Raw genomic sequence first — 12876 nt, 5'->3', positions numbered from 1 at the left:
GATGTGTTGCACAAATCGAAGGCACAATATTGAAACCTGTGGGAGCGGGCTTGCCCGCGAAGGCGGCCAAAAGAACACCGCAATCCCCCACGCCTACAAATCTCCAACAATTTCCCCAGCCATTTCCCACACTTTGCACAAAATGCCGTTAGTCGCCGCCCCCCGCGATGGATTAAAGTAACGCCCCCAGCCCTGGCGTTATTCGAACGTCTTCGGTCACCCTTTCCAGGAACAGTCATCGATGGAACATCGTGAAGCGCTGCTAGCGCTGCGAACCTTTCTTTCAACGCAGATTCTCGGCCAGGAAAAACTCATCGAGCGCTTGCTCATCGCCTTGCTCGCCGACGGCCACATGCTGGTCGAAGGCGCACCGGGGCTGGCCAAGACCAAGGCCATCAAAGAACTCGCCGAAGGCATCGAAGCCCAGTTCCATCGCATTCAGTTCACCCCCGACCTGCTGCCCGCCGACATCACCGGCACGGAAATCTATCGCCCGGAAACCGGCAGTTTCGTGTTCCAGCAAGGCCCGATCTTCCACAACCTGGTGCTGGCGGACGAAATCAACCGTGCCCCGGCCAAGGTTCAATCAGCACTGCTGGAAGCCATGGCCGAGCGCCAGGTCAGCGTTGGACGCAGCACTTACGAGCTGTCGCCACTGTTTCTGGTGATGGCCACGCAAAACCCGATCGAGCAGGAAGGCACGTATCCGTTGCCCGAAGCCCAGCTCGACCGTTTCCTGATGCACGTCAAAATCGGTTTCCCGGACGCCGCCGTCGAGCGCCGGATCCTGCAACAGGCCCGGGGCGAAGCCCTGAACGGCGAAACCAAGCCCGAGCGCCGGGTCAGCCAGCAGGCGATCTTCGCCGCACGCAAGGAAATCCTCGGTCTGTACATGGCCGACGCCGTGGAGGAATACCTGGTGCAACTGGTCATGGCGACGCGCACCCCGGCCAAGTTCGACCCAGAGATGGCCGAGTGGATCGCCTATGGCGCCAGTCCCCGCGGCTCGATTGCCCTCGACCGCTGCGCCCGGGCCCACGCCTGGCTGGCCGGTCGCGACTTCGTCAGCCCGGAAGACATTCAGGCGGTGCTGTTCGACGTATTGCGCCATCGCATCATTCTTTCCTTTGAAGCCGAAGCCGCTGGCATCGATCAGGACCGGGTGGTCCAGCGGATTCTCGACGTCGTAGCCGTCGCTTGACCCCGATGAACGCCCTCCTGCCGCCCGAGCCGGGCATCCGCGTCAGCCTCGCCGAGCTGATCGAGATGCGCCATCGCGTGCGCGAAGTGCAGCTGTTTTCCACGCCGAGCCAGCGCAGCCCGCTGATCGGCCTGCACCACTCCAAGCTGCGCGGCCGCGGCGTCGACTTCGATCAGGTGCGGGTCTATCAGGCCGGCGACGACGTGCGCACCATCGACTGGCGCGTCACCGCCCGCACCCAGGAACCCCACACCAAGCTGTTTCACGAAGAACGCGAGCGGCCGATTTTCATCATGGTCGAGCAAAGCCGTCGGCTGTTTTTCGGTTCGGGGCTGATGTTCAAATCGGTACTTGCCGCCCAGGCGGCGAGCCTGATCGGCTGGGCCGCCCTGGGCCATAACGACCGGGTTGGCGGGCTGGTGTTCGGCGATAACGAGCACTACGAGATCAAGCCCCGGCGCAGCAAACAAAGCCTGCTGCAGCTGCTGAACCGCTTGGTGCGGGTCAATCAGTCGCTGCACACCGAAAGCGAGCAGAACCGCGACTCCCTGAACCTGGCGCTGCGTCGTGCGCGAGAAGTGCTGCGCCCCGGCAGTCTGGTGATCGTGATCTGTGATGAGCGTGCGTTGACCGAAGGCTCTGAACAGCAACTGAGCCTGTTATCACGCCATTGCGACCTGTTGCTGCTGCCACTGTCCGATCCACTGGACCACGCCCTGCCCGCCGCCGGGCTGCTTCGCTTCGCCGAACGTGGTGCGCAACTCGAACTCGACACGCTGAATTTCGACTTGCGCCAGACCTACCGCGCCCAGGCCGAAACGCGTATTGCCCGCTGGGAATTGCTCGCGCAAAAGCTGCGTGTGTTGCTGATGCCGCTGAGCACCCAGAGCGAGATGGTCGAGCAACTGCGCGAATACCTGAACCCACAGAAACCGGGGAAAGGTCGATGAGCAGCCTCGATCAACTGCAACCGCTGATCTCCCCGCCTCCTATCGAATTCTGGCCACCCGCGGCCGGTTGGTGGCTGTTGCTGTTGTTGCTGCCGCTGATCGGTTTCGGGCTGTGGAAGGCACGGCGCTTCATTCCGGACAAACGCCCGATCGTGCGCGCCGAACAACCGCTGGATCCGGTGCGTATCGCCGCACTGGCCGAACTGGCGCTGATGCCAAAACCCTACGATGGCGCACCGGCCGGCGCCTGGTTGCAGCAGCTTAACGGCTTGCTCAAACGCCTGTGCCGCAACCATTACCCTTACAGCCAGAGCCACACGCTCAATGGGCGCAAATGGCTGGCGTTCCTCGACAACCGCTGCCCGGCCGCCGGCCTGACCCGCTGGATGGTGCTGGTCGAAGGCGCCTACAAACCTGAATGCAAACTCGACGACAAGGCCATCGCCGGCCTGACTCAGGCCGTCGATACCTGGATTCGCAAACATGTTTGAGTTCGCCTGGCCGTGGATCTTTGCCCTGCTGCCGCTGCCCTGGCTGATGCGCATCCTGCTGCCGGTGGCCGACAGTGGCGAACCGGCGCTCAAAGTCAGTTTCCTCAATGACCTCGAAGGCCTGGCCCGTCGCCGCGCCCGGGCCAACCTGCCGGCCTGGCGCCAGCAAGCACCGTTCATTCTGTTATGGCTGTTGTTGCTGATCGCAGCAGCGCGCCCGCAATGGTTGGGCGATCCGCTGCCAATTGCCGCCAGTGGCCGCGACCTGCTGGTGGCCGTGGACGTGTCCGGTTCGATGGATTTCCCCGACATGCAGTGGCACGACGAAGACGTCAGCCGTCTGTCGCTGGTCCAACATTTGCTCGGCGACTTCCTTGAAAGTCGCGACGGCGATCGCGTCGGCCTGATCCTCTTCGGCAGCCAGGCTTACCTGCAAGCACCGTTGACGTTCGACCGCCGTACCGTGCGGGTGTGGCTCGACGAAGCGCGCATCGGCATCGCCGGCAAGAACACCGCGATTGGTGATGCCATCGGCCTGGCCCTTAAACGCCTGCGCATGCGTCCCGCCCAGAGCCGCGTGCTGATCCTGGTCACGGACGGCGCCAACAACGGCGGTGAAATCGACCCGCTCACCGCGGCTCGGCTGGCGGCCAAAGAAGGCGTAAAAATCTACCCGATCGGCATCGGCGCCGACCCGGAGCAAAGCGGCACCCTGGGTTTCCTCGGGATCAACCCGAGCCTGGACCTCGACGAACCGGCGCTGAAGGCCATCGCCCAAGCCACCGGCGGTCAGTACTTCCGCGCCCACGATGGCAAAGAACTGCAGGTGATCAAAGACACCCTCGACACACTCGAGCCGGTGACTCAACAACCGACCCAGGCCCGCCCGGCGCAAGCGTTGTATCACTGGCCTCTGGCGCTGGCATTGTTGTTGAGCATGTTGCTGGTGGTGCGCGAGCGCTGGCCGGATAACCCGTTGCAACGGCTGTTTACCAAGGATCTGTTTTTGCAAACGCAACTGCCTGATTGGCGCCAGCGGCTCAAACGCCTGCGTCTGCGGAGGCGCCGATGAGTGCGCTGTGGCCGTACTGGTTCCGCCCATGGTGGCTGCTGTTGTTGCCGCTATTGGGCTGGCTGCTCTGGCAACTCTGGCACCGGCAAAAACGCGCAGGGCGCTGGCAGATGATCTTGCCACCGGCCTTTCATGCCGCCCTGCTGAGCGGTGGAAACGGTCGCGACAGCAAGCTGCCATGGGTCGTCCTCGGCGTGGCGTGGGTGCTGACCGTTCTGGCCTTGCTGGGCCCGAGTTGGCAGCGCGTCGAACAACTCAGCCAGAAACCCGCCGACCCGCTGGTGGTCGTGCTGGAGCTGACGCCGGAAATGCTCGCCACCGACGTTGCGCCGAACCGACTCGAACAGGCCCGACGCAAGCTGTTGGACCTGCTGCAAGCCCGCAGCGACGCCCAGACCGCCATCGTCGTCTACTCCGGCAGCGCGCACACTTTGGTGCCACTGTCGGATGACCTGTCGACCAGCCGTAATCTGCTGGACGCGCTCAAGCCTTCGCTGATGCCCGAGGTCGGTCATCGTGCCGATCTCGCGGTGACCAAGGCGTTGGCGCTGTTGAATCAGGGCGATTTGGGTGAAGGCCGGATCCTGTTGATCGGTTCAACCCTGACGAACCTGGAACGTGAAGGCATTCGCCAGGTGCTGGAGAGGAAATCGACGCAGTTTCTGATGCTCGGAATCGGCACCGCCGAAGGCGCGCCGGTCGCTCAGGAGGACGGCAGTTTCCTCAAGGACGATCAGGGCGCGATTCTGGTGCCCCGTCTTGACAGCCCAAGCCTGAAGGCCTTTGCCAACGACCTCGGCGGAGACTATCGCCCGGCGCGTCTGGACGATGCCGATCTGCGCGGACTCGGCCTGCTCGATGGCCCACGCACCCTGCGCAACGACGGCCAGACCTTGCACCTCGACACCTGGGCCGATCAGGGTTACTGGTTGCTGCTGCCGCTGTTGCTGCTCGCCGCCTGTGCCGGTCGCCGTGGCTGGTTGTTCTGCTTGCCGCTGCTGTTCCTGCTGCCGCAACCGAGCTATGCCTTCGACTTCGAAGATCTGTGGTTGCGCCCCGATCAGCGAGGCCTGCATTTGCTCAGGCAAGGCCATCCGGCGAAGGCTTCGCAGCACTTTGAAGATCCGCAATGGCAAGGCGTGGCGCTGTATGAGGCCGGTGACTACAGCGGCGCCGCCCAGCGGTTCGCCAAAGGCAATGACGCCCACGCCCACTACAATCGTGGCAACGCCCTGGCCAAAAGCGGTGAGCTGGAAGCGGCGTTGGACGCCTACGATCAGGCGCTGGAGCGGCAACCTGATTTACGCCCGGCGCAGACCAATAAGGCATTGGTGGAAAGTCTGCTCAAGCAGAAAAACGCGCCGCCGGTTGAGCCGCAGAAATCCGCCGATGACGAAACCGAGACCAACGCGCAGGAACCGCCACCGGGGTCTGCTACACAACCGGCGGATAACGACCATCCCAAATCCGACGCCGAGCAGACCACGCCGGACGCCGGGCAACAGGCGACAACGCCGCCGAAACCGGGCGCCAATGAAGTCCCGGGCAGCGAATTGGGGGACGAGCAAACCACCACGCCTCCGATGCGGCCGGCCAGCGACAATATCGATGGCGAACAGCGTCAGGCGCTGGAGCAATGGCTGCGCAAGATCCCCGATGATCCGGGTGAATTGCTCAGGCGCAAATTCTGGTACGAACAGCAACAACATCAGGATCAGGAAAAAACGCGATGACCCGCTTCACCCTTCTCATGCTCGCCCTGTTGTTCAGCACCGTTGAGGCTCAGGCGGCAGCTCTGGTCGCCAGTGTCGATCGCAGTCGCCTGAACTCTGGCGAGACGGTCGAACTGACCCTGGAATCCAACGACGTGACGCAGTTCGGCAAGCCTGACCTGACGCCGCTGGAGCCGCTGTTCGAAGTGCGCGGCACCCGCCAAGTCAACCAGCTGACCACCCTGAACGGCGACAACCGCGCCACCACGCGCTGGATCATTACCTTGCTGCCGAAGGAAAACGGCAGCGTGACGATTCCACCGTTGCAACTGGGCGAGGCACAGAGCCAGCCGATCACCGTGCAAGTGGTCGAGAGCGAAACCCAGGACACCGCGAATAAACTGGCCCCGGTGTTCATCGACGCCAGCCTCGACCAGACCAGCGTGTACGTGCAGGCACAGGCCATCCTGACCTTGCGCATCTACCATTCGGTGTCGCTGTACGACGACAGCAGCCTGACCCCGTTGCAGATTCCCGATGCGCGCATCGAACAACTCGGCGAGTCACGCACGTACGAGAAAGTCATCAACACGCTACGCCATGGCGTGATTGAAATGCGCTATGCGATCTACCCGCAACACAGCGGCGAATTGACCATTCCGGCGCAGATCTTCAGTGCCACGCTCGTCGACGCGCAGCCCGCCCAGGACGCCGCCAGTCAGGCGCCGAAATCCGGGAAACTGATGCGTGTCAGCTCCGCCCCGATTCTGCTGACAGTCAAGGCCAAACCCATTACGTACCCGGCCGACCTGCCGTGGCTGCCGGCCCGTAGCCTGAGCCTGAGCGAAAGCTGGAACCCGGAGCCGGACCATGCGCAGGTGGGCGATTCGCTGACCCGCAGCCTGACCTTGAAAGCCGAAGGCCTGGCCAGCTCACAACTGCCGCCGCTGCCCGCCACCGACGTCAACGGCCTGCGGCGCTACCCGGATCAACCGGTATTGAGCAACCAGAGCACCGAGCGCGGTTTGATCGGCAGCCGTGAAGATCGCGAAGCGTTGGTGCCGGGCCGCAGTGGTGCAATCGAGCTGCCGGCGGTGGAAGTAGTCTGGTGGAACACCTTCGAAGATCACCTGGAACACAGCAGCCTGCCAGCCCGAAGCCTGCAAGTGGCGAGTAATCCAAGCCTGGTAGTCGATACACCGATGAGCACCACGCAAGTGAATGCCGGCGTCGACAGCGAAACCCTGTGGAAGTGGAAACTCAGCACCTTGATCCTGGCCTGCACCACCCTGCTCGGCTTCGGCCTCTGGTGGCGTGGCCGCTGGCAACCGGCGGTGCTGCGCGCCGCGCAGACCGGTCCGAGCCCACGCACCGTCCTCGACGAACTCAAGCGTGCCTGCCAGGCCAACGATTCCCACGCCACTCGCCAGGCCCTCGACGCCTGGGCGCGACAACAACCGGAAACCCTCGCTGACATGGCCGCCCGCTTCGTGCCACTGTCCGACGCACTGGACGGCTTGAACGGCGCGCTCTACAGCGAAACCGGCCAGCACTGGCAAGGCGAAGAACTGTGGCGGGCAATCAAGGCGATCCCGATTGCCGAGCGGGTTCAGGATCCGGTGGGTGACAGCGGCCTGCCGCCGCTTTACCCGAAATAACCCCAATCCTGTAGGAGCCGGCTTGCTGGCGAAACGAAGCTGAATCCCGCGGCGCCCTCGAGGCCGCCTTCGCGGGCAAGCCTCGCTCCTACAAGGATTCGCGCCCACCCCGCTCTTGCAGGAGCGAGGCTTGCCCGCGAAGGGGCCCTTGAAATTGGAGTTGAGTTTGAGGCAGCCATCGCCGGCAACCTGTTCCCGCGGTAGGTTTGATATCGCTTTACCCGTAAACTCTCTCCCCTTTCGCCGCCATCATTTTCCACGCGGCCATTACCTTATTTCCTACGGAGTTCGCCTTGCGTCTGTTTCACACCTCCGACTGGCACCTTGGGCAGAACCTGCACGGCCAGGAACGCGATTTCGAGCACGCCTGCTTTCTTGAATGGCTGTTGCGCCAGCTGAAGCTGGACCGGCCTGATGTGCTGTTGATCGCCGGCGATATCTTCGACACGGTCAATCCGCCGGTCAAAGCCCAGGAACGCCTCTACGAATTCATCGTCAGCGCCCACGAACAGCAACCGTTGCTGACCATCGTGATCATCGCCGGCAACCACGACTCCGGCTCGCGGATCGAACTGCCTGCGCCGCTGATGCGCCGTTTGCGCACCCACGCACTGGGCCGAGTCTTGTGGCTGGATGACGGCCAACTGGATGCCGAGCGGCTGTTGCTGCCATTGCCGGATGCCAGCGGTGAAATTGCCGGCTGGTGCCTGGCGCTGCCGTTTTTGCGGCCTGCCGAAGTGACCGGCGCGCAGTTGGGCGACAACTACCTGCGCGGCATCGGTCAGGTTCATGAATGGCTGATTGAAGCGGCCAATGCCAAACGCAAGCCGGGCCAGGCACTGATTGCCATCAGCCATGCGCACATGGCCGGTGGTTCCGTGTCGGAAGACTCCGAGCGCAGTTTGATCATTGGCAATGCCGAAGCCCTGCCTGCCAGCCTGTTCGGGCCGAGCATCAGCTACGTCGCGCTGGGCCATTTGCACAAGCCGCAGAAGGTCAACGGTGAAGAGCGCATCCGCTACAGCGGCTCGCCGATTCCGTTGTCGTTCTCCGAAATCGGTTATCAGCATCAGATTCTCAACGTCACACTCGACGGCGAAACCCTGGTCAGCGTCGAACCGAAACTGATCCCCCGCGCGGTCAACCTGCAACGCATCGGCCCGGCGCCCCTGGCCGAGATCCTCTTGCAACTGGCCGACTTGCCGAACATCGATTTGCTCGCCGACATCCAGCGTCAGCCGTGGCTTGAGGTTCGCGTGCGTCTCGACGAACCGCAACCCGACTTGCGCCATCAAGTAGAAAGCGCGCTGCAAGGCAAAGCCGTGCGCCTGGTGCGCATCGCCGCCGAGTACGCCGGCAACGGCAGTCGCGAGGGCGTCGATGACGGCACCACGTTGATTGAACTGGACCAGCTCACGCCACAGGAATTGTTCAGTCGCGCCTGGCAAGACAGCTACGGCAGCGAGGTCGATGAGCAGACGCTGAAGGACTTTGCCGAGCTGTTGCAGGATGTGCAAATGGAGAGCGAACAACCATGAAGATCCTCGCGATCCGCCTGAAAAACCTCGCCTCCCTGGCCGGACCTTTTGAAATCGACTTCACCGCTGAACCGCTGGTGAGTGCCGGTCTGTTCGCGATCACCGGGCCGACAGGCGCTGGCAAAAGCACCTTGCTCGATGCGTTGTGCCTCGCCCTGTTTGGCGCCGTGCCGCGCTTGAGTAACGCTCAGGTGTCGGCCAAGGCGCCGGACGCCGATGGCGAAATCAGCACCGGTGACCCGCGCACCTTGCTGCGTCGTGGCACCGGCGAAGGGTATGCCGAAGTGGATTTCGTCGGCATCGACGGCCGTCGTTACCGCGCGCGTTGGGAAGCCAATCGCGCGCGCGAAAAGGCTGGCGGCAAGCTGCAGGCTAGCCGTCAGAGTCTGCGCGACATCGATCAGGATCAGTTGCTGGCCAGTCAGAAAGTCGAGTTCAAAACCCAGCTTGAAGCCGTGCTGGGCCTGAACTTCGAACAGTTCACCCGCGCCGTGCTGCTGGCCCAGAGCGAGTTCAGTGCCTTCCTCAAGGCGAACGACAACGAGCGCAGCGAACTGCTGGAGAAGCTCACCGACACCGCGCTGTACACCCGCCTCGGTCGCCGCGCGTTCGACAAAGCCAAAGAAGCCCGCGAAGCGCACAAGCTGTTGCAGGATCAGGCCACGGGCGTGACGCCGCTGTCCACCGAGGCTCGGGCCGAGCTGGATGAACGTTTCAACGAAGCGCAGCAGCAACTCAAGACCCAGCAGTCGCAGCTTAAACAGCTTGAATTGCAGCACACTTGGCTCAAGGACCTGCGTCAATTGCAGGACGAGCAACAGAGCGCCACCGAGCAACTGACCAGCGCCCGGCAGCATTGGGAAAGCCTGGCCGGCGAACGCTTGAAGCTGACGCGCCTGGAGCAACTGGCCCCGCAACGGCACCAGTTCGCCCGCAAGACCGAACTCACCGCCCAGCTCACCCCGCTGGCGGCGCAGATTCAGCAACACACCCAGCAGCAAGCGGAGTTGAACGAGCGTCAGACGCAACTCGAACAGAGCTTGAGCGCTGCGCAGACCGCGCTGGTCGAAGCCCAACGCCAACACACCGAAAAGGCTCCGCTGCTGCGACAGGCGTTTGAAGCGCAAAGCACCCTCGCCCGGCTGATCAAAGACGCCAGCGCGAGTGCGGACCTCAAACAACAAGCGGAATTGGCCAGCACTCAAGGGCAGAACACGATTCAGGGTCTGCTTGAGCAACAAAAGCAGGTGGCTGCACGTCTGGAGCGGATTGCCGGGGAGCTTGAACAAAGCACCCATCTGGCGCCGCTGAGCGAGGCGTGGAACGCCTACCGTGATCGCCTGCAACAGCTGATGCTGATCGGCAATCGCTTGAACAAGGGCCAGGCTGAACTGGCTGCCCTGGAGCAAAGCGCCGCCCGCGCGAGCGAAGAACTGACGGCTCAAAAGCAGCATCTGGAAGTGCTCTACAAAGAGGCCGGTGCCGAACCCGGGGCCGTGGCCGAACAGATCCAGCTGCTCGGCACGCTGTTGCAGGACAACCGCAAACAGCTGCGAGCGTTCGAAGAACTGACCCGGCTGTGGGCCAGCCAGCAAGAGATCGACAAGCGCGGCGCGGAGCTTACGCAACGCCAGCTCCGCGCTCAGCAGGAACGTGATCGCCTGACCCAGGACGGCGTGAAAACCAAGAACGACCTGGTCGTCGCCGAACAGACCCTCACCGTCACTCGCGAACTGCTGGAGCGTCAGCGTCTGGCCCGCAGCGCCAGTGTCGAAGAATTGCGCGCACAGTTGCAGGACGATCAACCGTGCCCGGTCTGCGGCAGCCCCGACCATCCTTATCATCAGCCCGAAGCGTTGCTGCAAAGCCTCGGTCGCCACGATGAAAGCGAACAGGCAAATGCGCAGAAAGCCGTTGACCTGCTCAAAGAAAAACTCACCGATTTACGCGGCGAAGTCGGCGGCTTGATCGCTCAGCAAAAAGAACTGTTGCAGCAACAAGAACAACTCGCCACCCAGCAACAAGGCCTGACGCCGAGCCTCGAAGCGCATCCGTTGTCCACGCAATTGCTGGCGCAGGACGCGAGCAAACGCGACGGTTGGCTGGCGCAGCAAAACAGCCAGTTGAACCAGAGCATCACCCAGGATGAACAACGGCAAACTGCCCTGCTCACCCTGCAACAAGACGCGGCTCGCCTTCAGCAGCAACTGCGCAGTGCCGAAGCGGCGAGCCTGCAAGCGACGCAGCACCTGAGCAATCAGCAGCGTGAGCTGAGCAGTGATCGCCAGCGTCTCGACGAGGAGTTGAGCGCCTTCAGCACCCTGCTTCCGGCGGATACGCTGGAGGCCTTGCGCAACGAACCGGCTGCGACCTTCATGCGGCTTGACCGGCAGATCGTCCAGCGTCTGGAGCAACTCGATCAGCAACGCGATGAGCTCGGTGAACAGCAACAACGCCAACAGACACTGGAAAAAGAACAGGACCGCCAACTGGCCCGCGCCCAGACACTGGAAGCGGCTCAGCAACAGTTCACCGTCCTCGCCGAGCAGCAACAGGCTTGCCAGCAACAGCTGACGCAATGGCTGGGCGAACACAGCAGCGCCGAACACTGGCAGCAGCAACTGGATCAAGCCGTCGAACAGGCACGCACTGCCCAGGCAACGGCCAATCAGGAACTGCAAACCGTACGCACGCGGTTAGTCGAACTGGCTGCCGAACTCAAAGCCAAGCAAGAGCGTCTGCTGGCGCTGGAAACCGAGGACCGCGAGCTGAGCGCGAAGATCGCCGACTGGCGGGCCTTGCATCCGGAGCTGGATGACGGCGGGCTGGAAGCACTGTTGAGTGTCGACGATCAGCACGTCAGCGAACTGCGGCAGCACTTGCAGCAAAGCGAAAAAGCCATCGAGCAGGCCAACGTGCGATTGCAGGAGCGCGAACAGCGCCTACTCAATCATCAAGCGCAACACAACGGCAATCTCGACGCCGAGCAACTCGCCACGGCCCTGACAGACCTGCAAAACCTGTTCGTCGCCAGCGAACACCGCTGCGCCGAACTGCGTGCCGAACAGGCCGAGGATCAGCGTCGGCAGAACGCCAATCAGGCCCTGGCGCAGCAGATCGCTGACGCCTACGGCGAATATCAGCGCTGGGCGCGATTGAATGCGTTGATCGGCTCGGCGACTGGCGACACCTTCCGCAAGATCGCCCAGGCCTACAACCTCGACTTGCTGGTGCATCACGCCAACGTGCAGTTGCGGCAACTGGTGCGGCGTTATCGCCTGAAACGCGGCGGCAGCATGCTCGGGTTGTTGGTGATGGACACCGAGATGGGCGATGAGCTGCGCTCGGTGCATTCGTTGTCGGGCGGCGAGACGTTCCTGGTGTCGTTGGCTTTGGCGCTGGGTTTGGCGTCGATGGCTTCGAGCACACTGAAAATCGAATCGCTGTTCATCGACGAAGGCTTCGGCAGCCTTGATCCGGAGTCCCTGCAACTGGCCATGGATGCGCTGGATGGCTTGCAGGCCCAGGGCCGCAAGGTCGCGGTGATTTCCCACGTGCAGGAAATGCATGAGCGGATTCCGGTGCAGATCCAGGTCCACCGCCAGGGCAATGGCCTGAGCACCCTGGAGGTGAAATGAATACGCTGTATTCGTTCCGCCGCTGCCCTTACGCCATGCGAGCGCGAATGGCCCTGCGCTATTCGGGCGTTGCCGTGCAGATTGTCGAGGTCAGCCTGAAGGCCAAACCTGCCGAGATGCTAGCGCTGTCGGCCAAGGGCACGGTGCCGGTGCTGAGTGTCGACGGTCAGGTGATCGATGAAAGCCTGGCGATCATGCGCTGGGCCTTGGCGCAGAACGACCCGCAGGATTGGTTGCTCAAGGATGATCCCGTCGCACAGGCGCACATCGCCGCGCTGATTGAAGAGAACGATCAGGCGTTCAAGGTGCATCTGAATCGCTACAAGTATGCCGAGCGTTACCCGGAGCAGCCGATGGAAGCCTATCGTGCGGCGGGCGAGGTGTTCTTGCGCAAGCTGGATGAGTTGCTGGAGGGGCGCGACTATTTGCTGGCCGGGCATCCGAGCCTGGCGGATGTGGCGTTGATGCCGTTCATACGGCAATTCGCCCATGTTGATCGCGAATGGTTCGGGCAGACGCCTTACGTGCGGTTGCAGGCGTGGTTGCAGCGGTTTCTGGAGTCGGAACTGTTCATCGCAATCATGGCCAAGTAACAATCCCTGTGGCGAGGGGGCTT

The 12876-nt window shown here is 62.6% G+C and carries 9 protein-coding genes; all 9 read left to right on the top strand.

The features are described from left to right. The first annotated feature begins 241 nt into the window (after nucleotides 1-241). The 9 genes from ACA053_RS13325 (at nucleotide 242) to ACA053_RS13285 (ending at nucleotide 12853) form a co-directional block, all read left to right on the top strand. Nucleotides 242-1201, top strand: a complete 960-nt coding sequence (locus ACA053_RS13325) for an AAA family ATPase (RefSeq protein ID WP_003218556.1) — start codon at nucleotides 242-244, stop codon at nucleotides 1199-1201. A gap of 5 nt (nucleotides 1202-1206) precedes the next feature. Then, a complete protein-coding gene (locus tag ACA053_RS13320) occupies nucleotides 1207-2151 on the top strand; it encodes a DUF58 domain-containing protein (protein WP_109630622.1) in 945 nt (314 codons plus the stop codon). After that, nucleotides 2148-2642, top strand: coding sequence for a DUF4381 domain-containing protein (locus ACA053_RS13315; protein ID WP_497395864.1), 495 nt, complete (start codon nucleotides 2148-2150; stop codon nucleotides 2640-2642). Before ACA053_RS13320 ends, ACA053_RS13315 begins: the two co-directional genes overlap by 4 nt. Next, entirely contained in the window at nucleotides 2635-3714 is a 1080-nt protein-coding gene (locus ACA053_RS13310) for a vWA domain-containing protein (protein WP_497317745.1), read from the top strand. The genes ACA053_RS13315 and ACA053_RS13310 overlap by 8 nt, the downstream gene beginning before the upstream one ends. Beyond that, on the top strand, nucleotides 3711-5447 hold the full coding sequence (locus ACA053_RS13305) for a tetratricopeptide repeat protein (protein ID WP_497395862.1): 1737 nt from the start codon (nucleotides 3711-3713) through the stop codon (nucleotides 5445-5447). The genes ACA053_RS13310 and ACA053_RS13305 overlap by 4 nt, the downstream gene beginning before the upstream one ends. After that, nucleotides 5444-7084 (top strand): BatD family protein, encoded by a 1641-nt coding sequence (locus ACA053_RS13300; RefSeq protein ID WP_497317741.1) that lies wholly within the window; start codon nucleotides 5444-5446, stop codon nucleotides 7082-7084. The genes ACA053_RS13305 and ACA053_RS13300 overlap by 4 nt, the downstream gene beginning before the upstream one ends. Nucleotides 7085-7377: 293 nt before the next feature. After that, nucleotides 7378-8622, top strand: a complete 1245-nt coding sequence (locus tag ACA053_RS13295) for an exonuclease SbcCD subunit D C-terminal domain-containing protein (protein WP_497395860.1) — start codon at nucleotides 7378-7380, stop codon at nucleotides 8620-8622. Next, a complete protein-coding gene (locus ACA053_RS13290; protein ID WP_497395858.1) occupies nucleotides 8619-12260 on the top strand; it encodes an AAA family ATPase in 3642 nt (1213 codons plus the stop codon). Before ACA053_RS13295 ends, ACA053_RS13290 begins: the two co-directional genes overlap by 4 nt. Next, nucleotides 12257-12853 carry a glutathione S-transferase gene (locus tag ACA053_RS13285; protein ID WP_109630603.1) on the top strand — a complete coding sequence of 199 codons (597 nt, stop codon included), beginning with the start codon at nucleotides 12257-12259 and terminating at the stop codon, nucleotides 12851-12853. The genes ACA053_RS13290 and ACA053_RS13285 overlap by 4 nt, the downstream gene beginning before the upstream one ends. Nucleotides 12854-12876: the final 23 nt, after the last annotated feature.

The sequence above is a fragment of the Pseudomonas sp. LBUM1672 genome (assembly GCF_059695655.1).
This window is presented reverse-complemented; position numbering and strand designations above follow the sequence as displayed.